22 protein-coding genes are annotated in these 25,739 nt (G+C 58.9%); 12 read left to right on the top strand and 10 right to left on the bottom strand.

Annotated elements, in window-relative coordinates; all coding sequences use genetic code 11:
- Positions 1-66: 66 nt before the first annotated feature.
- Complete coding sequence (gene bioB, locus CO583_RS01180) at positions 67-1,062, top strand: biotin synthase BioB (protein ID WP_248630491.1); 996 nt, start codon at positions 67-69, stop codon at positions 1,060-1,062.
- 71 nt (positions 1,063-1,133) lie between these two features.
- Here bioB and CO583_RS01175 read toward each other — a convergent pair whose 3' ends face one another.
- From CO583_RS01175 to CO583_RS01155, 5 genes are all read right to left on the bottom strand, one after another.
- A complete protein-coding gene (locus CO583_RS01175) occupies positions 1,134-1,922 on the bottom strand; it encodes a hypothetical protein (protein WP_248630492.1) in 789 nt (262 codons plus the stop codon).
- Positions 1,919-2,827, bottom strand: a complete 909-nt coding sequence (locus tag CO583_RS01170; RefSeq protein ID WP_248630493.1) for an MlaD family protein — start codon at positions 2,825-2,827, stop codon at positions 1,919-1,921. Before CO583_RS01170 ends, CO583_RS01175 begins: the two co-directional genes overlap by 4 nt.
- Before the next feature lie 73 nt (positions 2,828-2,900).
- Positions 2,901-3,632, bottom strand: a complete 732-nt coding sequence (locus tag CO583_RS01165; RefSeq protein WP_081563177.1) for an ABC transporter ATP-binding protein — start codon at positions 3,630-3,632, stop codon at positions 2,901-2,903.
- A 2-nt stretch (positions 3,633-3,634) separates the two neighbouring features.
- Positions 3,635-4,453, bottom strand: a complete 819-nt coding sequence (locus tag CO583_RS01160) for an ABC transporter permease (RefSeq protein WP_154981426.1) — start codon at positions 4,451-4,453, stop codon at positions 3,635-3,637.
- Positions 4,450-6,840, bottom strand: a complete 2,391-nt coding sequence (locus CO583_RS01155) for a cache domain-containing protein (RefSeq protein WP_227449700.1) — start codon at positions 6,838-6,840, stop codon at positions 4,450-4,452. The genes CO583_RS01160 and CO583_RS01155 overlap by 4 nt, the downstream gene beginning before the upstream one ends.
- Before the next feature lie 87 nt (positions 6,841-6,927).
- Here CO583_RS01155 and CO583_RS01150 point away from each other — a divergent pair, with 87 nt between their 5' ends.
- Together CO583_RS01150 and hisI are read left to right on the top strand one after the other, a co-directional pair.
- A complete protein-coding gene (locus tag CO583_RS01150; protein WP_249102963.1) occupies positions 6,928-7,776 on the top strand; it encodes a folate-binding protein YgfZ in 849 nt (282 codons plus the stop codon).
- Position 7,777: 1 nt separating this feature from the next.
- Positions 7,778-8,200 carry a phosphoribosyl-AMP cyclohydrolase gene (gene hisI, locus CO583_RS01145; RefSeq protein WP_086431417.1) on the top strand — a complete coding sequence of 141 codons (423 nt, stop codon included), beginning with the start codon at positions 7,778-7,780 and terminating at the stop codon, positions 8,198-8,200.
- 64 nt (positions 8,201-8,264) lie between these two features.
- Here the strand turns inward: hisI and fghA are convergent, their stop codons facing one another.
- On the bottom strand, positions 8,265-9,116 hold the full coding sequence (fghA, locus tag CO583_RS01140; protein ID WP_408902078.1) for an S-formylglutathione hydrolase: 852 nt from the start codon (positions 9,114-9,116) through the stop codon (positions 8,265-8,267).
- Positions 9,116-10,237: an S-(hydroxymethyl)glutathione dehydrogenase/class III alcohol dehydrogenase gene (locus CO583_RS01135; protein ID WP_081563478.1), complete on the bottom strand. Its 1,122-nt coding sequence runs from the start codon at positions 10,235-10,237 to the stop codon at positions 9,116-9,118. Before CO583_RS01135 ends, fghA begins: the two co-directional genes overlap by 1 nt.
- 119 nt (positions 10,238-10,356) lie before the next feature.
- On the opposite strand from CO583_RS01135, the gene CO583_RS01130 reads away from it, so the two are divergent.
- The 3 genes from CO583_RS01130 (at position 10,357) to CO583_RS01120 (ending at position 12,773) form a co-directional block, all read left to right on the top strand.
- Positions 10,357-11,232: a bestrophin family protein gene (locus CO583_RS01130; RefSeq protein ID WP_086431419.1), complete on the top strand. Its 876-nt coding sequence runs from the start codon at positions 10,357-10,359 to the stop codon at positions 11,230-11,232.
- A gap of 88 nt (positions 11,233-11,320) precedes the next feature.
- Positions 11,321-11,893 carry a CarD family transcriptional regulator gene (locus CO583_RS01125; protein WP_227431438.1) on the top strand — a complete coding sequence of 191 codons (573 nt, stop codon included), beginning with the start codon at positions 11,321-11,323 and terminating at the stop codon, positions 11,891-11,893.
- A gap of 79 nt (positions 11,894-11,972) precedes the next feature.
- Positions 11,973-12,773 (top strand): SDR family NAD(P)-dependent oxidoreductase, encoded by an 801-nt coding sequence (locus CO583_RS01120; RefSeq protein ID WP_154981424.1) that lies wholly within the window; start codon positions 11,973-11,975, stop codon positions 12,771-12,773.
- Positions 12,774-12,821: 48 nt separating this feature from the next.
- On the opposite strand, the gene CO583_RS01115 is transcribed toward CO583_RS01120, so the two are convergent.
- From CO583_RS01115 to CO583_RS01105, 3 genes are all read right to left on the bottom strand, one after another.
- Positions 12,822-13,466, bottom strand: a complete 645-nt coding sequence (locus CO583_RS01115; RefSeq protein ID WP_043560048.1) for a YceI family protein — start codon at positions 13,464-13,466, stop codon at positions 12,822-12,824.
- Positions 13,467-13,537: 71 nt separating this feature from the next.
- Complete coding sequence (locus CO583_RS01110) at positions 13,538-17,761, bottom strand: translocation/assembly module TamB domain-containing protein (RefSeq protein ID WP_248630496.1); 4,224 nt, start codon at positions 17,759-17,761, stop codon at positions 13,538-13,540.
- On the bottom strand, positions 17,761-19,869 hold the full coding sequence (locus CO583_RS01105; protein WP_248630497.1) for an autotransporter assembly complex family protein: 2,109 nt from the start codon (positions 19,867-19,869) through the stop codon (positions 17,761-17,763). The genes CO583_RS01110 and CO583_RS01105 overlap by 1 nt, the downstream gene beginning before the upstream one ends.
- A gap of 195 nt (positions 19,870-20,064) precedes the next feature.
- Between CO583_RS01105 and CO583_RS01100 the strand changes: the two genes are divergently transcribed.
- The 6 genes from CO583_RS01100 to CO583_RS01075 all read left to right on the top strand — a co-directional run bounded on the left by CO583_RS01100 (position 20,065) and on the right by CO583_RS01075 (position 25,707).
- Positions 20,065-21,024: a 1-acyl-sn-glycerol-3-phosphate acyltransferase gene (locus tag CO583_RS01100; protein WP_081563184.1), complete on the top strand. Its 960-nt coding sequence runs from the start codon at positions 20,065-20,067 to the stop codon at positions 21,022-21,024.
- A 51-nt stretch (positions 21,025-21,075) separates the two neighbouring features.
- Complete coding sequence (gene miaB, locus CO583_RS01095; protein WP_248630498.1) at positions 21,076-22,461, top strand: tRNA (N6-isopentenyl adenosine(37)-C2)-methylthiotransferase MiaB; 1,386 nt, start codon at positions 21,076-21,078, stop codon at positions 22,459-22,461.
- Positions 22,458-23,561 (top strand): PhoH family protein, encoded by a 1,104-nt coding sequence (locus CO583_RS01090; RefSeq protein WP_043560041.1) that lies wholly within the window; start codon positions 22,458-22,460, stop codon positions 23,559-23,561. The genes miaB and CO583_RS01090 overlap by 4 nt, the downstream gene beginning before the upstream one ends.
- Positions 23,530-24,021, top strand: coding sequence for an rRNA maturation RNase YbeY (ybeY, locus tag CO583_RS01085; RefSeq protein ID WP_081563186.1), 492 nt, complete (start codon positions 23,530-23,532; stop codon positions 24,019-24,021). Before CO583_RS01090 ends, ybeY begins: the two co-directional genes overlap by 32 nt.
- Before the next feature lie 57 nt (positions 24,022-24,078).
- Positions 24,079-24,963, top strand: a complete 885-nt coding sequence (locus CO583_RS01080; protein ID WP_081563187.1) for a hemolysin family protein — start codon at positions 24,079-24,081, stop codon at positions 24,961-24,963.
- 87 nt (positions 24,964-25,050) lie between these two features.
- Positions 25,051-25,707: a thioredoxin domain-containing protein gene (locus CO583_RS01075; RefSeq protein ID WP_248630499.1), complete on the top strand. Its 657-nt coding sequence runs from the start codon at positions 25,051-25,053 to the stop codon at positions 25,705-25,707.
- Positions 25,708-25,739: the final 32 nt, after the last annotated feature.

Raw genomic sequence — 25,739 nt, 5'->3', positions numbered from 1 at the left:
TTTCGGATGGCATAGCGTCCATCTTTTGGGTAGGTGTATGCAGCCAACTCTGGAGACAAAAGCTAGATGACTGAACAGACCTGCCCCTCGCCTCAGAAGGTCACGCTCCGGCACGACTGGGCTCGCGAAGAAGCAGAAGCCCTTCTTGCGCTGCCCTTCCCGGAGCTGATCTTTCAGGCACAGCTGGCACACCGGCAATTTTTTGACCCCACAAAGGTACAGATATCAACCCTGCTCTCCATAAAGAGCGGCGGTTGCCCGGAAGACTGCTCCTACTGTCCGCAGAGCGCCCACCACGACAAGCGCATGGCCGCTGAAAAGCTCATGCCGCTGGAGCGTGTCATCGCCGATGCCAGACGCTCGAAGGAAGCCGGTGCCGGGCGGTTCTGCATGGGCGCTGCATGGCGTGCCCCGAAGGACCGTGACCTGGATGCTGTCTGCCGCATGGTTGAGGAGGTCAAGGCTCTCGGACTGGAGACCTGCCTGACCATAGGGATGCTCACGCCCAGCCAGTCTGCCCGCCTGAAAGAGGCCGGTCTGGACTATTACAATCATAATCTTGATACGTCAGAAGATTTCTACGGCAAGATCATCACCACACGGACCTATCAGGAACGTCTGGATACTCTGGCCAATGTGCGTGATGCCGGCATCAAGGTCTGCTGCGGCGGGATCATCGGCATGGGTGAAGACACGCAGGACCGTGCCGGCCTGCTGACGACACTGGCCAATCTGCCGACCCACCCGGAAAGTGTTCCCATCAACCTGCTCGTCCGCGTGGAGGGCACTCCGCTGGCTGATGAAGAGGCCGTGGATCCGATCACCTTCGCCCGCGTGATTGCAACAGCCCGCATCATGATGCCAGCCAGTCATGTCCGTCTGGCAGCGGGACGTGAAAACATGTCCGAATCAACACATGCGCTCTGTTTTCTGGCAGGAGCCAACTCCATTTTCTGGGGGGAAAAGCTGCTCACGACGCCCAATCCGGCACAGAACAGGGACACAGAGCTTCTGACCATGCTGGGCATGAGCCCCATGATGCAGAAAACGGTAACAGCCTGATCTGACCCCACCATGGATGCGCTCCAGAACGGTTTCTGGCGCGCATCCACCTGACCAGACAGGCAGCGAGCTTACAGGCTGCTCTGCTGCTTCCGGGCACTATCCCTGAAACGCTGCATGACACGCCCAGCAGCCTGCTCCTTCCCCATGGCACGAAGAGCTTTGGCCTCCAGCAGCAGAGCCCGACGCATGGCTTCGTAATCCATGTCTTCCCTGCGTATTTTCACCAGCCCCTCGGCAGACTCTGCCGCTGGCTGCCAATCCCTGTTCAGGATCAGACGCAGGGTAAGAAGTTCTTTCAGGTTGGCCTGGTCCTTGTCATTCCTGCTGGGAGCAAGAGCGGTGATGGCCTCCTCTAGCCCAGCCCGATCAAACTGCGCAGCTGCTGCCAGACCACCCAACGCATAAGCGCTGAAACGTATCCGATCATCCGGACTGGTCCTGGCCAGCTTCGCCTCATCACCCGCATGCTGCCAATATGTCTGGGCATAAAAGACAGATGCCCGTACGAGATGCAGATCAGCCTGCCGTCCGCCAGTCCAGCCCCTCACCATCAATGCTTCAGACACCCGGCGTAATGTCTCCAGACTCGCCTGATAGTCTTTCAGACGCAGCTCGCTGGTAGCCAGGTTGAAACCGGCATCATGGATGGCCTGAACATCATCAATCAGAAACGCCCGCTCCAGAGCATCTGCGTAATGCTGCCTCGCCTGTTGGATATAGCCAAGACTGAACACACTGTCGGCAGCATCCATTCTTGTGGCGTAGCGCTGGTCTTCCCACTCACCGGGACCGCTGGAACAACCTGAGAGAAGCCCGGCGGAGAGGGAAAGAGAAATGATGAAATTGCAAAATTTCATGGTCTCACCTCACGGGCCGGGAGCCTGCGGTCAGGCCGGTGCCTGTTTTTGCCGCCACTACCGCCCAGCAACCACAAACCCCGCAGCTGATCACTCAGCTTGCGCAGGCTGTCTGCCGTAGCCTCAGCTTCAGCCAGAACGGCGGGAAGCTGCTCCGTGGCATCAGCCACATTACGGACGCTCCGCTGCACTTCCGGGCCGGAATCTTTCAACCCCTTGGTCAGGCCGTGCACATTCTGCATCACGCCATTGGCTTCATTCAGCGTAATCTGCAACTTCTGTTCCAGTGGCTGCACAGCCTCAATGGCCTTGTTCAATGAAACCAGGATCGTATTTACACGCTGGGCCGTTTCCTCATTGGTCAGCAGGGCACCAGCTGTCCCCTTACCTGCATGAAGGTCCACCATGATGTCCTTGGCCTGCTTCGTGATCTCTTCCACATTATCCATGGCAGGAAGCAATCTGGCCCGCAGATCTATCAGGGTCTGGACAATCATGTCCGCAGGGTTGGGTTCCACGCTGGTATTCAACACGGCATAATCCCAGTTGAGCGGCTCTCCCTGCCCACGGGTGATTTCAATATATCCCGCACCCGCCACGACAAGGCGACGTTTGATGGTAGCAATGCTGTCACTGCGAATATAGCGCTCGAAATGGGGTTCGATCGTTCCTTCCGCATACATACGGCCTGATTCATTGAGGTCCAGCCGCCGGATTTCCCCTACACGGACCCCCATGACTTCAATGTCATTATTGACAGCCAACCCCGCCACACCACTTTCCGGCAGCACGAAATGGAGACGCCCTGCCGGTGTCAGCCACTGCTTGAGAAAACCGGCCTCGACCAGAACAGCTGTCAGGATGACAAGAGCCAGCAGAACAAGAAGCCCGACCCACTCATCCACGAAAGAGCTCCTGAACAGAGGAGCTGCCAGACCGGAACGCCGACGTAAACGTAAAGGACGCATCACATATCTCTCACTTTACGAGACCATTACTACCGAGGCGAAAACGCTGCATGCCGGGCCCGGCATAACCAGCCCAGGCGGAACGCTCCGAACCGATCCACACGACCGCACAGCCCCGCTCCCGTGCAGCTGTCAGTTCTGTCAGAAAAGCGTTGTACAGCTCGACCGGTCCCCCAAGACTGATAGGATTTTCCAACAGAAGCAAGGACGGCCTGTTCATGAAGGTTCGCACATATTCCGAGCGTTTCCTGTCCAGCGGGGAGAGTTTTTCAGGCAGCTGCGTTGGCAGGCCGGGCATGCCGAATGACTGGGCCAGCTGGACGGCCTCCACCACCAGTCTGTCATAAGAGGCACGACTGTGATGCAGGCTAGGCCAGAGAATGTTCATATGCATCTCGTACAGGTCAATCCAGCCACTGTCCTCGGTAATGCGACCGATACGCCCCCGCAGTGCCTGCGCCCGTCTTTCATCCAGCTCCGCCCAGTTCAGCCCCATGCAGCTGACCGTTCCCTGTCCCCTGCCTGTCCTCGCATCCTGCCTGACGGGCAGAAGCCCTGCGCAGAAATCCGTAAACTGCGACGCCCTGAAACTGTCACGACACTCCACGAACACACATTCACCGGGTGCCAGTGCCAGATTGTATTTTACTGAAGGCAACCCTGTGGAATCAGACACCGGAACAGCATCATCCAGCTTCAGGACAAAACCATAATCCCCTTCTGAAAGAGTTGTGCCTTCCACCGTCAGAAGCTCCCCAGAATGACGTCGATCACCACATTGATGACCAGAATGGACATGATGCCACGCGCAAAGCCCCGTGGCATGAAGGTTGTCAGATTGTCCTCTGCCGTCACATCCATGCCAGACAGACAGCAGCACAGACCGACACAGGCCCCGCTCAGAAGAAATTTCAGAGGAATCCCGATATAATCACCCGGCTGCATGCTGTTGATCACATCGAAAATGAAAGACCAGATGGATGACGTGACGATCCCTTTCATCCAGCAGGCCACATACCCCATGCCCAAAGCGATGACGCTGAAAAAGGTACCCAGCGTGACCCCGCCCACCGTCGTCGCAATGGTTCGTGGCACGACAAGTGCCAGAAACGGATCAATACCCATGCCATTCAGGGTCTTGAGCCGCCCGCTGGTTGTCAGAGTGCCCATTTCCGTCAGCATCAACATGCCAGAACGTCCCAGAAGAATGACGCCGACGAGAATGGGCGCAATTTCCCGCAGCAGGACGCTGGAGAGAAGGCTTCCGGTCATCTGCGACATGCCAGCAAAACCTAGCCAGTAAACAGCCTGCGAAACCAGCCCCAACCCCGTGATGACGGCCACCACCACTACGCTGAAAAAACCGCTACCTACCAGCTGACGCAGATTGCGACGAAACTCGATGATGACCGTCCGACGCCATGAGCTGGGGTGCAGCATCTCATAGACGACCCCCCATGCAGCCCCGATCATGATGAGAAAGAACCGGGGCTGGGACCGGGCAAAACGGCCCAGCATGGCCAGGCCACTATTAATGACGGCAAAGCGCTCGGAGAAATTCATGATCCCCCTGCCGCCGTGTTCTCACTCCTGCCTGCCAGAATGTAGCTGTTGGAGATCCCATTGTTGGGCAGGAAAAACTCTCCCCTCAGACGGAACAGGAAAATGCCCTGCAGGGCCTGATAGGCTCGCTCTGAGACCTGTATCTGCCCCCCATCAGGAGCATTGTGGGCCAAGGCTTCTGCCATGGTGAGCCCCTCTCCCCACAGATTGAAGATGTCCCGTCTCTCCCCAAAATAGGCAACAAGGACAGGCCCGACGTCGATCCCGATACGGAACATGAGCTGCGTGTTCATCTGGGCAATGACCATCAGGCAGGCTTCCCTGATTCCGATGGCTGCCTCTGCAAGATGGACGGCCCCCTCCGCATCAACATTCTGGGAACAGCTGCCCAGGAAAATGAACCGATTCCCCGCCACCTGGGCCGAAAACAGACCACGCTCCCTGGCAATGCCTTCGATCTTCCCGCCAAGTTCGGCCACCAGTTCCAGCATGGCCTGGGCAGCATCGCGGTTGGAAGAATAAGCCTCGGAAAATTCCAGAACCATGATGGGCACCGTCGGATACAGGCCGGGCATGGGCGGTGTCCTGTCGGTTTCCTCTTCCGGATGAATGAGAAAGCCCTCGACAATACGCATCTGGGGTCTGGGGGACCGGCCAGCAGAATCGGCCATGGTGACAGGCCCGCCCTGAGCCTGCGCCGCCTTTTTCTCTTCCTCCTGAACATGACCGAAACGGACAGCCAGAATCGAAGCGATCAGACCAATAACACGGTCCGCCTCACCAAGCTGGTAGGGGTCCTCCAGCATGATGGCGCCCACCGGCCGGTGCTCTTCCATCACAGGCATGAAGAAGAGATGTCTGGCTCCGATCATCCGCATGACCACACGCTGAAGGCTCTGGAAACGCTGATCCTCCTCCGCATCTGGCAGATCAACGGCATGGCCGCTTTCCAGACATTCAAAGACGCCAGAGTGACCGTTTCTGGTCAGCTCCATGCCCGAACCGTGAGCATCCCTGCCACGGTCGAACATGTCCTCACACAGCAGCCTGTCCCCATCAGCCAGCAGCCGCCAGATGCTGGCCCGGCGTGCTACGGCACGTTCGGCCAGAGCCTCGCAGAAATAAGGCTGTTCCTGCTCTGGATCGAGCAGACCTTCCATGTTGGTGATCTTCAGAAGGACCGCATTGTCTTCCTTCTTTTTTTCATCAAGCACATTCAGGCCGGTCTGCAACCGTTCAACCCGCCGTCCCTGATAGATCAGCCCCATGGCGAGAATCAGCGCCAGCCCGACAATCACAACAGAAAAATAAACCGCCTGTTTCTGCACGGCATGTGTAAAACTGGCAAAGTCACTTTCAGGCGCATTCAGCAGCAGCACCCACGACCTCTTGGCCAGCGGCATGGCAGAGGCAATGGTAACATAGTTCTGTCCCCTGGCATGGACCATGCCCGTACCATCTCCCATGACACGAAACACATTGAGCGCCCGGACGAACACCGGCTGTGTCTTGGGGTCCAGATGGACATTCTCCGCATCGAAACCTGGCTTGCCGACATCCAGCATGTTATGGCCCGCAATCACATGACCACTCAGATCCACGATCACAGCCTGTCCGCTCTTGCCGACCTTGAGGCTGTTCACGAAGCGTGTCAGCTGATTCAATGAAATGCTGATGGCAAAAACGACGTGCCGTCCATCCAGTGTCCTGAAGGCCATGGAGGCCGTGACGATGAACTGATGCGTCGAGAGATAAGGATAAGGGTCGGTCCAGAACAGGCGCCGGTCCGGCGTCCTGTCCTCAAACCGGAGGGCCCCCTTGTACCAGGGACGCAGCCGTGGATCATACCCTTCGGCAGAAAGCCTGTCCGTAGAGATGAAGCGGCCATCCTTGTCGGTGACCCTATGGCGGTAATAGGGGGCCCCGTCTTCTTCCTGAAGAGTCGTTTCCTCGTACTGCCCTTCCCGCCGGGCAGACATCCAGAAATGCCCCTGATCATCAGCCAGATAGAAACTGTCCACATGCGGAATGCCCCGCAGGACAGAGCGCCCCAACGACATGAAGGCACTGGCATTCGCCTTCATGTCATCACTGGCCAGCATTCCACTGGCCATGAAGGAAATACCCGTCGCCGGAGAGAGATAATGGCTGACTTCTTCCGTAATATAACGCTGCTGGCTTTTGAGCAGATTCCGCGAAAGGGTGATCGCCCCCTCCCGCATGGTCCTGTACGTGTAGAGCGTGACAACTCCGATGGTCATGATGACCAGGATCACGCCAAGGATTGGCCCTATGAACTGAAAAAGCTGCCAGCGCCGCCCTGTCGTATCAATGGCGGGATCTATGATCTCATCTGTCGGCAAGGCTCTAGAATCCCCCTCGGTCATCCGGTATCCCGAAATGATACCTTTTATGCCATGCTGGAATAGGGCGAAGGTCCCTTTTCTTTTGCCACCACTATCATGCGGACACTGATGAAGCGCAACCATCTTTCACGCCGTTCTGTCATTTCACTCACAGGAAATGAACGGACCAGCTTTCTGAACGGCCTCATAACCAATGATGTACAGGCCCTTTCACAAAACGGGACCGCATGGGCCGCCATGCTCAATGCTCAGGGACGCATACAGACGCTCTTCTTCCTATGGAAAACTGAAGAGGCTCTCCTTCTCGACCTCCCGGAGACTGAAACGGACTCCCTCCTGAAAACCCTGCGTCGCTTCAGACTGAGAGCAGACGTACACATGGAACGGATGGACGCCACCATCCTGACAGGAGCGCCGGAAACCCCACGGCCGGACGGGGCACTCATCCATGCTGCAGACCCCCGGCATCCAGCACTGGGCTGGCGGGCCATCATTCCAGGCTCTCCCGCCAATGATGAAGCCGTCCAGCAGAGAGAAGCCGACGCCCTGCTTGCCCGGCGCCTTCAAACCGGTATTCCGGGAGATGAGGATATCGTCCCCGGCCAGACACTGGTGCTGGAGGCCAACATGGACCACCTCCATGGCGTATCATGGACCAAAGGCTGCTACCTGGGGCAGGAGGTCACCGCTCGGACCCATTATCGGGGGCTCATCAAGAAACGGCTGCTGCCGGTACGGTCTACCGATGGCCAGCCCCTACCCGATGAGAGCACTGTGACACTGGACGGACAGGAGGTCGGTGAGCTCAGGTCACATGCCGGTCAGCACGGGCTCGCCCTGCTGCACCGTCGGGCCTGGAACACCAGCGGGCTACAGCTGGACGACCACCCCATCACGCTGGACTGGCCTGACTGGCTCCCCAGAGATACGGAACAGACCCAAGAAAAGGACTCCTGACATGCCTTGGCAGCCTATCACCGATCCTACCCTGACAACCCTGCTGGATGAAGTTCATTTCAACAGCCAGGGCCTCATCAGCGCCATCGCACAGGATGAAAACGGCGAAGTTCTCATGCTGGCCTGGATGAACCGGGAGGCCCTGGCCGAAACATTGGCAACAGGGCGGGTCTGCTACTATTCCCGCAGCCGGAACACACTCTGGCGCAAAGGAGAAAGCTCCGGGCAGGAACAGCACCTTCTTGCCGCCGCTCTGGACTGTGATGCGGACTGTCTGCTCCTGACCGTCCAGCAGAAAGGCGTTGCCTGCCATACGGGTCGCCGCAGCTGCTTTTATCAGTCCCTCACCCCTGCCGGCTGTGTAGAGCTGACCAGCCCGGCCATTGCTCCTGAAGAACTTTACAGCACGAAAAAATCATCCTGATACAGAAAAGCCCTTTCCGACCCGAAGGTGGAAAGGGCTTCAGCCACGCCATAATCATGAATGATCAGAGCAGGCCCTCGGCATGATGTTTGAGATGGTCCTGTATGAAACTCTGCACGAACCAGTAAGAATGGTCATACCCCTCATGCCGCCGCAGTGTCAGGGACTGCCCAGCCGCCTTTGCCGCCTGTTCCAGCCGCTCCGGCTGCAAACGGGACAGGAATTCGTCATCCAGTCCCTGATCGACCAGCAGCGTGCCCGGATGGGTCATGCCGGCCTCCAGAAGAAGGCAAGGATCGTACTGCGCCCACTCGGCCTCGTGCCCGCCAAAATAGGCATCCGTCACCTTATGCCCCCAATCCACCTGCGAGGGTGAAGAAATGGGAGCAAAAGCTGACACAGTCTGCCACGCTCCAGCATCACCAAGCGCCACAGCCAGAGCCCCCATGCCTCCCATGGAATGACCCATGATTCCACGGCGTCCGGCCATGATGGGAAAATGCTCTTCCACCAGAGCAGGCAGCTCCCGGCGCACATAGGAGCCCATGCGATAATGGGCCGCCCATGGGTCTGTCGTGGCATCGACATAATAGCCGGCACCCGTGCCCAGATCATAGGCATCATCTTCCCCGGCCACGTCTGCACCCCGTGGGGATGTATCCGGCGCCACCAGGGCAAGGCCATGGTCCGCCGCATGACGGATGGCGTTGCTCTTGATGAGGAACGTCTCCTGCGTGCAGGTCAGGCCCGCCAGAACATGAATGGCAGGCACACGATCACCAGCAAGCGCCTTTGCCGGAAGGAAAATGCTGACACGGGCCGGTAACCCAAGTTCCTGCGACTGGTGGGAGAGGAAGTGTACCTCCCCTCCACAGCAGGCATGACGCTCAATCAGTGTGAATGGATTCCTGCCCATCATAGCCCGTAATTCACAATGTTGCGGATGCCTTCGCCACGCTCCATCATCTCGAAGCCCTGGTTGATGTCATCCAGTTTCATCTCATGGGTGATGAGATCATCAATGTTGATGCGCCCTTCCATGTACCAGTCCACGATCTTCGGAACGTCAGTCCGGCCACGGGCCCCCCCGAAGGCAGAGCCGATCCAGCGGCGACCTGTCACGAGCTGGAAAGGCCGCGTGCTGATTTCCTGCCCTGCACCGGCCACGCCAATCACGCAGGACACACCCCAGCCGCGATGGGCACTTTCCAGCGCCTGACGCATCAGGCTGACATTACCCACACACTCGAACGTATAGTCGGCGCCGCCCCCCGTCAGTTCGATGAGATGACCAACAAGATCACCATTCTCTCCCAGATCCTTGGGATTGACGAAATCCGTCATGCCGAATTTACGGGCAATGGCCTCACGCTCGGGGTTGATGTCGACGCCGATGATGCGGTTTGCCCCGACCATTTTGGCTCCCTGAATGACATTCAGGCCGATTCCGCCCAGACCGAACACCGCCACGGTGGAGCCGGCCTCGACCTTGGCCGTGAACAGCACGGCACCAATGCCGGTCGTCACGCCGCAGCCGATGTAGCAGACCTTGTCGAACGGAGCATCAGAACGGATCTTTGCCAGGGCAATTTCCGGCATGACCGTGAAATTGGCGAATGTGGAACAGCCCATATAATGGTGGACCGGCTTTCCCTTGTAAGAGAACCGTGTCGTGCCATCCGGCATCAGGCCTCTGCCCTGCGTACTGCGGATGGACGTGCACAGGTTGGTCTTGCGGGAAAGGCATGACGGACACTCACGACATTCCGGGGTGTAAAGGGGAATGACATGATCACCAGGCTTGAGGTGCTTCACCCCAGCACCGACCTCACGGACAATCCCGGCCCCCTCATGCCCCAGAATGGACGGAAACAGACCTTCAGGATCCTTGCCGGAGAGCGTGTATTTATCCGTATGGCACAGCCCCGTGGCCATGATCTCCACCAGCACTTCCCCATCCCGGGGCCCTTCCAGCTGGACGGTATCAACAACCAGCGGTTTGCCTGCTTCAAGAGCGATTGCGGCGCGAACGTCCATTTTCATTACCCCTTATTAATTCTGTCTGTCGCTGTTTCTGCGGCCCGAATTGTGCCACAGAATGAGCGGGCTTCAAGCCCTGACATATTCACCACTCGCCATGTGAGGAATCTGCCACCTTGATCATCAAACGCCGCTACGGACTTTCCATACTCTTCCGGGAGATACTCCCCCCTCTGGTCATCCTCACAGGATGGGACTGCGTGGTGGTCATCCTGTTCCAGATATTCCATCAGGAATGGATGGAACAGCCCGCCCTTCCCTTTTCTCTCATGGGATCAGCCCTGGCCATTTTTCTGGGAATCCGCAACAACGCCGCCTATGCCCGCTGGTGGGAAGCCCGCACCCTGTGGGGCGCCATCACCAACAACTGCCGCTCTTTCGGGCGAGAACTGGAGTCCCTGCTCGGAGGGCAGCCCAGCCTGGCCCGGGCCATGGCAGCCTATCCCTATATCCTGAAATCCTCACTGAGCGGCAACGAGCCGGACAGCGCCATCCAGGGCCTGCTGGATGCGGACACCTACCGATTTGTCTTCTCCTGCACAAATCCGGCCAATGCCCTGCTTTACAGAATCGGCCAGAAGGTCCGTACCCTAGTTGAGGAACGGCACATAGACGGAGCCGTACATGGTACGGTGGACCGTATCCTCTCCGACCTCGCCAATGCCCAGGGCGGACTGGAACGCATCCGCAACACGCCCCTGCCCGTGCAGTACTCACTTCTGCCAAAAGTCATCACGCATCTCTTCTGCATCCTGCTGCCCCTGTCCGCCGTGCAGACCCTGGGCTGGATCACCCCGCTGGGCTCCAGCATCATTGGCGTGCTCTTCCAGATGCTGGACCGGAGCGGGCAGAACCTTCAGGAGCCTTTCAAGGTCAGCCCCCATTCCCTGCCCATGCTGACAATGAGCCGCACGATCGAGCGGGACCTGCTCCAGCCACTGGGCATGGAATATCATCCATTGCCACAGCCCCGCTTCGGGCAGATGCCATGACAGACAACCATGGAAGACCAGTTTCAGGTTCTGCAAGACATATTCCCGTTTTTCTGCTATCCTCCCCGCCATGAACAACAGCTTCAGAATGTCCCAGAAGGGTGGTGTTACTGACGAGATGGCCCGCGCCGCCGCCGAGCACACTGCCCGTCAGAAAGACCCAGAGCAGGAAAAGAATCCTTTCCGCGAGGGTGATGCCATCGTTTACGCCGCCCACGGCGTAGGCCGGGTTGACCGTATCGGTGAAGAAGAGATCGCCGACACGAAGATCGAAATGATCCAGATTTCTTTCCCCGGCAACCAGATGACACTGCGTATCCCGCTTGCCAAGGCCCGCAAATCCGGCCTGCGCAAGATCGCCACGCGCGAGATCGTGGACAAGGCCATGTCCGTCATCAAGGGCAAGCCGCATGTCAGCCGTGGCATGTGGGCCCGCCGCGCCGTGGCCTACCAGGAAAAGATCAACTCCGGTGATCTTGTCCAGATTGCGGAGGTTCTGCGTGACCTGCGCCGCAATGTGGACAGCCTTGACGGCAGCTTTTCCGAACGTAAACTTTTCGAAGCCGCTCAGGAACGTTTCGTCGCCGAGCTGGCTGTACTTGAGAACAAGGATCCGGCCAAGGTTCTTGAAGATCTGACCCAGACCATGAAGAACGCCTGATCCCTCATCCCCTCCCTCAGACCTGTCTCTCCGGGAGGGGTGCTTCCTCCAGAACCCTGACGGGAAAGGTTAGAGGTTTATGTCCACAACTTCATCAAAGCGTTTTGCAGGGCAGAAGGTCCTGATTACCGGCGCCTCCCAGGGAATCGGTGAGGCTGCCGCGCAGTATTTCGCCAGACACGGGGCACAGGTAGCCATTAACGGACGCAAGGAAGATAAGCTGCGGACCGTTCTGGAAACCCTCCCAAAAGTGGCTGGCGGCGAGCATGTCATCGCTGCCGGTGACATCTCCAGTGAAGAAGCTGTCGAAGGCGTGTTCCAAAAGAGCATTGAAGGCATGGGGGGCCTTGATATCCTCATCTGCAATGCAGGCTATCAGATTCCCTCTCCCTCCGAAGACGTAAAACTGGCCGATTTTGAAGGTGTCATGGCCGTGAACGTGACAGGCGTCATGCTCTGTTGCCGTGCGGCCCTGCGCTATTGGCTGAAAACCGGCGTGAAGGGGCGAACCGTTGTTAACTCCTCCGTTCACCAGCTGATCCCCAAGCCTCATTATCTGGGCTATTCAGCTTCCAAAGGTGCCGTGGGCAACATCGTCCGTACCCTGGCTCTGGAATATGCCTCCCGTGGAATACGGTTCAACATCGTCGCACCCGGCGCCATCGTTACGCCGATCAACGATGCCTGGGTGAACGATCCCAAGCAGTATGAAGCAGTTGCCAGCCACATCCCTATGAAACGTCCCGGCAACAGCGACGAAATCGCTACGGCCATGGGCTTCCTTGCCTCTGAGGAAAGCAGCTACATCACGGGCCAGACACTCTATGTCGATGGTGGCCTGACCCTTTATGGAGATTTTGAACACAACTGGTCATCATAAGACCAGAGACGGCTCCGGCGCAGATGTTCCGCCGGGGCCGTCTGCCTTTCACCTGTCATCCGATCCTGCTGGAACGGCCACGTCCTGCCGTTCAAAAGCGGCAGCGATCCTCAACTCAACTTCATCGCTGACATACGGAATGAACATCCTGACGCCAAAATCGCTGCGTCTGATGGTCGCTGTCGCATCAAAACCGACCGTATATTTCTTGTCGAGCATATTGACGCCCGCCCCAAGGAAATGAACACGCAGCGTCTCAGGATGCGTGATGCCGTGCAGTGTCAGGTTGCCCGATACGAGGGCGTCATTCGGTCCCGTCTGTTTGACACTGACAGAAACAAACTCAGCCTTGGGAAACTGGCCCGCCGCCAGCCATTCGCTCCCTTTCAGCTCCTCCATCAGTTTGCTGTTTGTCGTCAGGACGGAAGACACCGGCACGGAAACGGAAAGGCTGGAGGCTTCCGGCTGGCGGGGATCCAGCCGAAGCACACCAGAAGCCCCGGAGAAAAGCCCTTCAAACACGGAAAAACCGAAATGCAGCACGGTAAAGCTGACCTGCGTATGCTGGGGCTCGACCCTGTAATATCCCGGCTGGATCTGGGATGCATCCGTCACGACCTGTGCAGACGCCACTGCCGGAACCGAGCAGGAAAGAGCAATGGCCGTAAAAACAGACCGTAATGAGAAACGCATGGCAGGTCCTTCCCCTGTAAAAACGTGTGGCAGACTGAAGCCTCTGCCTCTTTTCTCTACAGGAGCAGGCTCTAATAATCTATCCCATAGGAGAGCCCGACGCTGGAGCCCGGATCATTCTCCGGAGTTGTAAAGCCTGTCACCTGTCCACCAGTGCCGACTGTCGTGTTCAGCTGCAACCGTTTTGTCAGATCAACCTTGACCTGCGCCTGCGCCCCCTTGCCGGACAGACCTTCCTTGGCACCGACATAGACACCCTTCATCACATATTTGCCTGCCTCCACACTGGCAGCCCCCTTGCCCACGCTGTTGCCCCCACCAATGGCCAGATGGTCCAGCCCCAGCGTGCTGCGGACCTTGCCCATCGGGTCAAAAGCAGAGCCACCACCAATCTGCACGATCGCCAACCCCAGAGATGCCAGCTGAGTTGAAGAAAGAGAGTTTCTGTCCGTCCCGAAAAGCAGGATGGAGAGGACCTCATCACGCGGACGGCTCGGATTAGAGACAAAATCAATCTTCGGATCACTCGCATAACCACGCACGAGCAGGCTTGCCAGAGTCCCATTGGCGTTGCGGTCCGCTCTGAAATCGATTGTCGGATCAAGCCGGTGGGCCGCACCACCGCCAGTAAAGCCAACCTGCCCATGTGTGAAATTGAGATTGATCCCCGCCAGGTTGAAATTGCCCCTCTTCAGATTGATCCCGCCTGTCAGCAGGGGTGCCGTACTCACACCACCTATGTGCAGCTTGCCCTGCATCTCGGCAAACAGGCCATGCCCCCTGACGAACAGTCTGCCAGGAGAGATGAAATCAATATTCAGCCCCACGACCAGTTTCGGCTCCGGTCGGGGAGCCTCCCTGGCCTCTTCCGGCGTGATGATCTCCAGTTGCGGCACCGAAGCCGGCATGGAATCAGGCAGGGTGATCGAAGCCTCCGGCACCGTGATGTCACCCTCGACATCAAGCCTGGTCGTAGCCTGACCATGAATATGCAGATGACTGTTGATAAGCTCCGTCAACATGTCACTCTGTATCGGCTGGGCCTTCTCCATGAGGAACTCCAGGTCAACCGGCAGACCAGGCCGCAGGACACCCACCTGCCCCTTCATCCCCAATGTTCCCCGCCCCGCCCGGGCCGTGACATGATCCAGAACCAGCGTATCCCCATGAGCCATGAGCACGGCATCAATGGCCTGAAGATGCACCCCCTGAGCATAATGGTCGAACGAACCACCATGCAGCTGCACACTCCCATTGATACTGGGCTGCTTCATGGGACCTCTGATGCCAAGGTCGAGGCTCATCTGCCCACCGGCCGCCATGCCATCCGTCCCCAGAAACGCATTGGCAACCGACAGGACCAGCCGCCCTTTTGCAGCAAGGTCCATATCCCCTGCTGGCGACAGCGGCACACGGCCTGTCACCAGCAGGGCCATCGGCTCACCGGCACGCAGCTCCGTCCGCAGCTGGGCCTGTTTCCCATTCAGATCAGCCTGAACATGCAGTCGTCCCGCCGGGAAGGACGCCGTCGGCTCACTCATCAGGCGCAGGTCTGTCCCATCCAGCGTAATCCGGCCCGCTGGAGCTGCCAGACTGCCCTTCAATCTCGCTGAAGCAGCAAATTCACCTGCGGCATGAAGAGACGGAACAAATGGCTCTGCCAGGGCAGGCGTGACATGCTCCAGGCTGGCTTCAAGAGCCATCTCTGGCTTGAGACTACCATTCAGCGTTAGCCGTGCGGCAACACCATGAGGAGGCTGGACTTCAAGAGTCAGGTGGTCAACCGCCATGGCTGGCCCGTAATGCACAGTCACCGGCCGCAGGAGACGAAGGGTTTCACCTTTCAGAACAGCAGACAGTCTGCCCAGCTTCACGGCCTGCCCCGGAATGTCAGCCTGCGCCAGAAGCCCAAAACGGGCCGGAGCTTGCATGACATGCTCAAAAAGACCATCAGCCTGAATCCCCAAGGCTGTCTGTGGTCCTTTCACCCGCATCTTCAGGCTACCCGTCATGTCATTGACCTGCAGACCAGAAAGCTGGAAAGACATGTCCGCCACCGGGTCTTCCTGAAGATGCTGAAGCTCACCCTTCAGGCTCGCCATTTTCACGGCATAGCCATTCGTATGAAACTGGCCATCCAGCGCCAGAGTCAGGCGGTCAGGCGCTGGAGCTCCCGCAAGCCCTTTCTCCACCCCCGGTACCGTATGCAGACCCAGCTGGAGATGCCCGGCCATTGGCCGCCCCAGAAGACGGCTGAAACCATCCAGCCGGGCGATCCTCAACTCCACATCACCCCACGGGATGCGCTGCCCGGTCGGCAGAGCCAGGGCGGCCCGCCCCTGAAGATCCTTCCACGCCAGAGTATCAAGGTCGGCCACGACCTCGCCATCATCCTTGCGGGCAAACGTCATGTGCAGCTTCAGGGGCGCACGGTCCAGCGTGCCCTGCATCTGCACTGTCCCCTGCGGCCGGGAGGGAAGATGGGCCAGGTCCAGATGGAGATCCACCGGCGCCATGGGCAGGGAAACACCAGGATGCACAACCCCCAGCATTCCTGCCAGATGGGCCTGTGTGGCAAGGTCCGTCACCGATCCTTCCACTCTGGTCTCCAGCGTGGCCTGCCCCCGCAGGGCCTCATGCAATGCGGACAGATCAGACAGGGCCAACCTGAGCGAGGCAGACACTACCTGCTGTGGGTCCAGCTGGCCTTTCCCTTCCAGCCGGAACGCTTTCCCTCCCAGAAAGAGCTGGTCCAGCTGGAGCAGACCCGCCCTGTCCCGCTTCGCCTGAAGACGCAAGGCTCCCTGATCTCCGACCAGGGCTACTGCCTGTGCCGGGCCTTCCTTCAGGCCAAAATGCCCCTCCAGACGGGCCGTCATGTTGCCCGGTGCCCCCAGAGGAACGCTGAAGGCCCCACCAGCATGGAACGATCCGGCCATCTTCTGGCCGAGCAGAGCAGCAAGTTCCGGCAACCGACCCACATCCAGCTGCATGTGTCCGTCCAGAACCGAAGTCATCGTTCCCGTAACATTCAGCCGTACCGCATCATGTTCCAGATGCACCTCATAGGGCCTGTCCACCCGATAGGGCTGCACTGTTGCTGCAAGAACCAGCGGAGCCTCCGCCAGCATGGCCGGGGCTTTTCCAGGTACCCGGACACCATCAAAACGTGCGGACAGGGAAAGCCTGCTTTCCCTGTTCTGCCCTCTGATGACCTTCCTGAACGTCATGGCATCCCGTGCCAGAAGGGCCTGCAGGCCACCTCCCTGCCCATCAAGCTGGAGATGCAGATGCCCTGCCCCGGCCCCTGCTGCCATCAGATTCACGCCATCAAGCCGGATAGTGCCATGAGGGTCCAGCATGGCGCCATCCAGAGCGGCAGCCAGATCAAGCTTCTCCCACCCCATACCGGGCAGAACCGTCATGGGCGGCGCATGGACATCCAATGTCAGGTCATTCTTCAGATGGACAAGGTCGAGACGACCTTTCAGCAGGGCCGTCAGGGGGCTATCCTGCTGGGTAGCAGCCCGGACATCCAGCTTTACGGCCAGTGCCCTGTAAGGCCCATGCAGGGAGAGATCGACCGAAAGAGGATCAAACACGGCCAGCCCGCCCGGCGAGGCTGCAAATCCCTGAGCATCTTCATCATAATGCAGCTGGCCATGTGTCCTGTACCGCCAGGTTTGCAGATCAACCAGAAGATGGGCCGGCCTGTCGAGACGCTCTGCCTTCACCCAGAGCCGTAGGGCCGGCATTTTCTTGAATGAAGGCATACGGGTCAGCGCACTGAGGCTTTCCAGCCGGACCTTGCCTTCAATCTTCAGACTGGCCGCCTGCCCGAACACAGTCGGCCCGACTGTCAGCAGGGAAAGGCCCAGATGATCGACCCGCACCCCCCAGTCTGGCAGACCAGTTAAAGGTTTTTCCTGCGCCTTCGGGTCCGGTGGGAAAGCAGGATTGCGGACATAGGCCAGCTGCTCCGCAGAAAGGTGCCGCACATGGACCTGTTTGTGCAGCAGGGACAACAGGCCGAGCCGGAGGTCCGCATTCCGCCCTTCCAGCCATATGCCCTGCGGGTCCCGCAGAACCACATGAGACAGCGCCAGATGCCAGGGCAGAATCCCTTCCATCCCCTCGACCTGAACCATGCCGCCTGACCACTCTGGCAATTTCTGCTCCACGAACCGTTTTGCCGGTGGCAGATTGATACCCACCAGCAGCACGGCCACCAGCAGGCACACACATCCCAGAAAGACGACGACGTAACGGAGAATCCTGCGTCCCAGCGCCAGCATCAGAAAGTCTCCCCAAGGCCCAGATAGAGTTCCCACTTGTCACCACGGTTCGGCCGGTTGATCGGCATGGCCACATCCACACGAACAGGGCCGATCGGCGTGAAGTACCGGACACCCCCGCCACAACCGACACGCAGTCTCCCATGACCAGGCATGGAATTGCCACTGACCTGGCCTGCATCCACAAAGGCCGCCAGACCGAAATTCTTTGGCAGACGCTGCCGGAACTCCACTGTCCCGGCATCCATGCTCGTCCCGCCTATGGCATATTTGGTCGTTCCATACTGAGGCCCGACCCCCTGATAGCGGAAACCACGGATGGACCCCGGCCCTCCCGCATACAGACGCTGATCCGGCGGAAGATTCCAGGTGGAAGCCCCCTGGATCGACCCTATCATGACACGCATGGCAATGACGCTGGAGCCGGGCCTGGTCAGCCCCAGACGGGCCAGATCGAAATAGGTGGAAGCCTGCATGTTCATGGGAATGAAGAACGAGGTCTTGTGCTCCAGGGAAACAGATGGCGTCACACCCAGCGAAACACGGAAACCATGCGTCGCCGGTTCAATGGGGCTTGAGCGATGCGTCCCGTCATAATCCAGCTTGATGGGAACAGAAGCAATGAAATACTCCGCCTTCCTACCAAACTGGCGGATATGTTCCTGCTCCAGCGTCATGCCTACACTGCCAGAAAAATCCTTCCACAAGGGGCGTTCCACACGCCCCTGAACCAGAAAAGCCGTCTGCCGGTAGGAATAAAGAAGCTGACGTATGGCTTCGATCCGGAGGTCAAGCGACTGGCTGCGCTGAAGGAAATCCGGCTTCATGAAATCCACATACCCGTCATAGCCAAGGCCCTGCTGGGCTGTTCCACCCAGCCCCGTGGCCATGGCAGCAACACGCAGCTGCTCACCACGGCCCAGCAGGTTCCTGTGCAGCCATGAAACGCCGGCACGCCCGCCAAGATCGGTCGAATAACCGACATCACCTGTCAGACGGTGTCGTTTGCCTTCGCTGAAATCAAAATCGATTGGCAGCGCCCCCTCCACTCCAGGAGGCAGAGGCTGTTCCGCCATTTTCTTCCCAGCCGACTTTTTCCCACCGGGGGCAGGTTTCTGACTGGGTAGGGGCAATACCTTGTCCCCATTCTTCTGTATGACCGAAGCAAACAGCCCCGTACTCCCCAGATCGAGACGTGCCTGCTCCAGCACGGACGGTTGATACAGCTGCCCCTCCCTGAGCAACATGCGGCGTCGGACATAATCCGGCTTCACACGCTCCAGCCCCTTCAGCGTCATGGGGCCAATGACCAGTTTGGGGCCCCGCTTCATCCTGATCTGCACATCGATCTGCTTCCGCTCCGGATGCAGGATGGCCTGAGGCGCCTGCACGTCGGAAAGCCCGTAGCCTTCTTCCTGAAGATATGTCAGCAGGCGGCCCTGTACGGCCAGCACATCCTCTGCAACAGCAGGGGCTCCCTCCTTCAGCCCCAGGCTGCTGCGCTCCCCCTCCGAGAGAGAAAGAACCTGCCGTACGGAAGGCTGGTCCGCCTTTCCCTGTTTCCCATCCGCAGCCTTGCCAGCCGCCCCCTGGCCATCACCATCTTCCCCGACAATGATGATCCGCCCAACCGTGAACTGCTCTCCCAATACAGCTCCCAGATGGATCGTGACCGCCTCTCCCGGCTGCACGGACGCCAGAAAACCAGCCAGATCCGGCGCACGGCCATCCACGGTCCTGCCTCCTCCGGCCTCCACACTGATCCTCACATGCCCGCCATAATAACCACGCGACTGCAACGCCCCCTGCACCCGCTCATAATCAGCCCTTATCCGGCCAGCGAGAGCATATGGACCAACACTGCGTGTAGCCTGAAGACTGACCAGCTGGGACGCTGCCGCCATGCCATCCGTGACGGCCTTGTCATCAACCGGTTCAATCTTTGTCGTGTAAGGCAGGGCGTGCCGCACCAGTTCGTGCACGACAGGCATGCTGTCCTCACCCCATACCGGCATGGTCTCCCACCCCAGCACCACCACACACAACAGTAGCGTTGCAATACGCTCCGACCGTTTCCCCATCCTGCCTGCCAAATGATGACTCGTCATTTTTCCCGCTGATTCAACCAGTTCCGGCATATATTCCAGAACACTGGCTGTTCCGGCCCCTTATGACAGACAGTTCTGTTCTAAAAAAGTTTCTGTTCTGTCATATGAAGCATTCTTCACTGTCACGACAGGAAGATCGCCCTATCCTGCTGATAAAGATTGTCTCTCTTCCATAAAATGCCTATCTAGACGACTATGTCTGTTGCAGAGCCTCACCCAACAAAAAAACGAAAGAGCCATCGGCCGGTTTTCGACCCGGACCGTCTTTTTGCCGAGCAGAACCGTGCCTTGCAGGATACATTCACGGACCGTCTGCGGGCCCGCCTGCGGGCTGGCGCCCTGCTGGCCTGGGCTGCTGCCGGGTGCGTCGGGCAGGGGTCGTGCCTGCTCATGCCCGGCAAAATGTTCCGCCGGTTCCCTCTCTTTTTCTGGAGCGTGGCCTGCCGCATCCTCAACCTGAAAGTCCGCACGATCGGAGAGCGGGCGGGGTCCCTCACGCCACGGGCTGATGGACGACGGGTCATCTACGTGGCCAACCACTGCTCATGGCTGGACGTGCTGGTGTTGGGGAAAGTTCTTCCGGCCTTCTTCATCGCCAAACAGGAAGTCCGCCACTGGCCCGTCATCGGCTATCTGACCTTCCTTGGCCGGACAATTTACATCAACCGCAACCGGCAGGAAGCCGGACAGGATGTCGAAAACGTCATCAACCAACTGCGCAAAGGGTATGACATCGCCTTTTTCCCGGAGGGTACGACCTCCAAAGGCAATGGTCTGCTGCCTTTCATGTCGTCACTCTTTGCCATTGCGAAACCAGTCCGCCGCCCCAGTGACCCGGCCACTGACGATCACCCCTCCTGCATCATCCAGCCCGTCACGGTGGCTTATGACCAGCTGGAGGGCCTGCCCGTAGGGCGGCACAGACGGTCTTTCGTCTTTTCGTGGTTCGGAGACATGGATTTTGGCCCCCATCTGATGGGCCTTGGCAAGTGGCGCTCCATGCGGGCCACTGTCGTGTTCCACCCTCCCATCAAGCCGGAGGATTACCCGTCCCGCAAGGCCCTCTCCAATGCTGCACGGGCCGCCATCGAACAGGGCAGCGAAGACCTGCGGCAGAACCGTCTGCGGGATATCACCCCTTCCACCCGCTCATGACCTGCTTCTTTCTTTCATAGCCCGCTGATTCACGGACAGACTGCGATCATCATGCAAGAACAGATTTCCACCTCCCCATCACGGGGCCTGCACATCATCACATGGGGCTGCCAGATGAACGTCTATGACAGCGCCCGTATGGCGGATGTTCTGCGTCCGTTGGGTTACAGCCCGGTGGACCTGCCCGACAATGCGGACATGATCATCCTCAATACCTGCCATATCCGTGAGCGGGCGGCCGAGAAGGTCTTCTCGGAACTGGGGCGGCTGCGCCAGATCCGTGAGGCCCGCAAGCTGGAGGGGAAAGAGACCCTCATCGCTGTCGCAGGATGCGTGGCACAGGCAGAAGGCAAGGAGATTCTGGCCCGGGCCCCCTATGTGGACCTCGTGCTTGGCCCGCAGACATACCATCGCCTCCCGGAGATGGTCGCCCGCATCACCCGTGCCGGTGGCAGCGTGATTGATACGGATTTCCCCGTTGAATCCAAATTCGACCTCCTTCCGGAGGAAGCCGCCCCGCAGAATGAAGGCAACCTGACCGCTTTTCTCACAATCCAGGAAGGCTGTGACAAATTCTGCTCCTTCTGCGTGGTCCCCTACACCCGCGGGGCCGAGACAAGCCGCCCTGTCGCCTCCATCCTGGCCGAAGCCGAACGGCTCGTCGCCAGTGGTGTCAAGGAAATCACCCTGCTGGGACAGAACGTGAATGCCTTCCATGGCGACTGGAACGGCGGCACGGCCTCCCTGCCGGAACTGGCCGCCCTCCTGCATGAAAAGATTCCAGCGCTCAAACGTCTGCGTTACATAACGTCCCATCCCAGGGATATGGAGCAGGCACTGATAGATGCCCACCGGAGCAATCCCATTTTCATGCCGTACCTCCACCTGCCAGTCCAGAGCGGGTCCGACAAGGTGCTGAAAGCCATGAACCGTGGCCATACGGCTGATGAATACCGGGAGATCATCAGACGTCTGAGAGAGGCCCGTCCTGACATAGCCCTGACATCCGACTTCATCGTCGGTCACCCCGGCGAAACAGATGAGGATTTTGAAGCCACCATGCAGCTGGTGCGAGATGTACGATTCGCCAGTGCCTACAGCTTCAAATACTCCCAGCGCCCCGGCACGCCTGCTGCTGGACAGCCTTTCCAGGTGGCTGAAAATGTGAAGGAAAAACGGCTTGCAGCCCTTCAGGCTCTTCTGCGAGAACAGCAGGATGCATTCAATGCTTCCCTTGTCGGTACGGTTCAGGATGTTCTCGTCACAGGCCACGGTCGCAAGCCGGGGCAACTCAACGGACGATCACCCTATCTTCAGCCTGTCCATTTTGAGGGCTCCCCCTCCCTGATCGGCGAGATCGTCAAGGTTCGCATTACAGCGCCCTTCACCAATTCCCTTGGTGGCCACCTTCATGAACAGGAAAGCACAGCCATTTGAGCCGCTCCGCCCCAGCGTCCTTTTCCTCCGGTCAGGAAGGACACCGCACGACGACACTCCGCTTCGAGGACAATCATCGCCTGCAGAAAGTCCTCGGGGACCATGACCGTCACCTCATCCGGCTGGAACAGGGAACCGGCACGAGACTGGTCTGCCGCGGCAACCGTGTGGCCATTTCCGGAGAGACGGATGCCGTCAATCGGGCGCAGGCCGTCCTCCAGGCGCTCTACCAGCAGGCTGGCAAAGGCGTGACACTGGATGGAGACCAGGTTGATGGCGTCATCAGGCTGACAGCCCTGCCATCCCATCGCCGTAGCCCACGCCGCCCCACAGCTGAAGAAACTGCTCCACCCATGGATGCTTCCTCACTGGACAATCTCCCGCATATCCAGACAAAACGCGGAGCCATTGCTCCCCGCTCCCCCGGACAGAGCGCCTACATGAAGGCTCTGGCCAGCAAAGAGCTTGTCTTCGGCCTTGGGCCTGCGGGTACAGGCAAGACCTATCTGGCCGTGGCACAGGCCGTTGCCATGTTCCAGGCAGGACAGGTGGATCGCATCATCCTCTCCCGCCCTGCCGTTGAAGCCGGAGAAAGACTTGGGTTCCTGCCCGGCGACATGCGGGAAAAGATCGACCCCTATCTGCGCCCCCTTTACGATGCCCTCCACGACATGATGCCCGGTGACCAGGTCTCACGCCGCATGGCCAGTGGAGAAATCGAAGTGGCGCCACTGGCCTTCATGCGGGGACGGACACTGGCCCATGCCTATGTCATTCTTGACGAGGCCCAGAACACCACCCCTGCCCAGATGAAAATGTTCCTGACCCGCATGGGGGCTGGTACCCGCATGGCCATTACGGGCGACCTGAGCCAGATAGACCTGCCGCGTGGTGTGACATCCGGCCTGCGGGACGCCGTGGCCACGCTGGAAGGGGTCAAAGGCATTGCTGTCTGCCCGCTCACGGCAGCCGATGTTGTCCGCCACCCCCTTGTCGCCCGCATCGTCGAAGCCTACGATCAGAAGGGTGTCGATGCAGCGGCCAACCCCTACCACTCCTACCGGACAGATGATGAAACGCCCCGTTACTCCCCACGCTGAGGTTCTGGTTTCTGATCCACGCTGGCGGGCTGCATTGGGAGATGTGGAGCGGCTTGTCCGACAATCCTGCCAGATGGCCCAGCGCTATGGGAATGTCTTCCCTCAAGGCAGGCCGGGCCCTTCATTCGTCTTTACGGACGACCGCCACATCCAGCGGCTCAATGCGCAGTTCCGCAGCAAGAACAAGCCAACGAATGTCCTGACATTCGAGCCCCCTGCTCCCATGCTGGGTGGAGACATCATCCTTGCTTACCAGACCATGCACCGGGAGGCGTTACAGGCCCGCAAGAGCCTCCGGGCCCATACGGCACATCTGATCGTTCATGGCCTGCTCCATCTGGCCGGACATGACCATCATCATCCCGGTGAAGCCCGGCAGATGGAAGGGCTGGAAACTTTCATTCTCTGCCGGATGGGGTTCGGCGACCCATGGAGGCCACGCCCTCACTCCCGCCGCTGATCCCTGAAAAACCGTCACATTTTTCTTCCGCCCGCAAACAGGAACGTTCCGCACCCGATGAAACTTTTCCACCGCAAGGCACGCACAAAGACCATAAGGCAGCATATTGCTGACCTCGTCCGGGAAGCCGCCAGTCTGGGGAAGACCAATCCTGACTCTCCCGAGCTAGACAGACAGGAACGGGCGCTCATCATGAACGTACTGCGCCTGCGTACCATCACCGCTGATGACGTCATGATCCCCCGGGCCGACATCATCGCCATGTCGGATGATCTCTCCTTTGATGAGGCTCTGGGGCTGATGCGGGAGGAAAACCACTCCCGAATGCCCGTCTACCATGATGAGCTGGATGACATCGTCGGGATGATCCACGTCAAGGACCTTGTCGCCCATATCGGTACGAAAGAACCTTTCAACCTGCGTTCCCTTCTCCGCCAGCCTCTGCTCGTCGCACCCAGCATCCCGGTGCTGGACCTCCAGCTCCAGATGCGTCAGCGCCGTACCCACATGGCGCTTGTCATTGATGAATATGGCAGCATCGATGGCCTTGTGACTATTGAAGACCTCATCGAAACCATTGTTGGCGACATCTCTGATGAACATGACGAGCCGGTCACCACACCATGGTTCAACCGTCCCGATGGCACGATCGACCTTGATGCCCGGCTACCCGTCAAGGAGCTGGAAGAGCGCCTTGGCCCTGTTCTGACACGGGAGGAACGGGAGGCAGAAATCGAAACTGTCGGTGGTCTTGTCTTCCATCTGGCCGAGCATGTCCCGGCCCGTGATGAAGTGCTGGTTCATCCCAGCGGGCTGGAGTTCCGGGTGATCGATTCCGATGCCCGGCATATCCTGACCTTGCGGATGCGTGTCCCTGCCCACCTGCGGCGGCAGCCGGAAACGGCGGACGGGCAGACACCCTCCACCGGCCCATCCTCTTGACGGTACCACCTCTCTTGCCGTTCATGGCAGGATGAACCGTTGACCGATACCGCACCGTAGCCTTTCCCCCAGAACAAAGGAGCCGTCATGACCTCCCACCACCCATTTTCACGCCGTCATTTTCTGACCAGTGGTTCTGCCCTGCTGGCAACCGGGCTGACTGCCGGCACCCTCCTTGCCCAGAGTCCCGCTCTGGCACAGACACAGGCTGCCGCACCGAAAGACCCCCGCCTCTCTCCCCGCATCATCGGTGATGCCAAGGCTCCCGTGCTCGTTCAGGAATGGTTCTCCCTGACCTGCACCCACTGCGCCCATTTTGCGACGGACATCTTCCCCCAGGTCAAGGAACAGTTCATCGATACCGGGAAGATCCGTTATCAGTTCCACGATTTCCCACTGGATCAGGTTGCCATGATTGCTGCCATGGTGGCACGCTCCCTGCCTGAAGAACGTTACCTACCCTTCATCGGCTCCCTCTTCTCCCGCCAGATGCAGTGGGCCTTCTCTGGTGGAGACCCCGTTGCCCACCTCAAGCAGGAGGCTGCCCTGGCCGGAATTGCCCCGGATGAATTCGACAGGATCAGCAAGGACATGACCTTCGGGCAGGAACTGTATCAGCTGACCCAGCAGGACGGACAGACCTACGACATCAAGGGAACACCCTACTTCCGCTTCAACAGCACACCATTCGCTCAGGACCCTGAGACCGTGGAGAAATTTGCCGAGCTCGTCAGCAAGGCCTGATCCCCTCTTCCGCTTTCCTCCATCGCCACAGT

This window comes from Parasaccharibacter sp. TMW2.1882 (assembly GCF_023337635.1).
GTDB classification, from domain to species: domain Bacteria; phylum Pseudomonadota; class Alphaproteobacteria; order Acetobacterales; family Acetobacteraceae; genus Bombella; species Bombella apis.
This window is presented reverse-complemented; position numbering and strand designations above follow the sequence as displayed.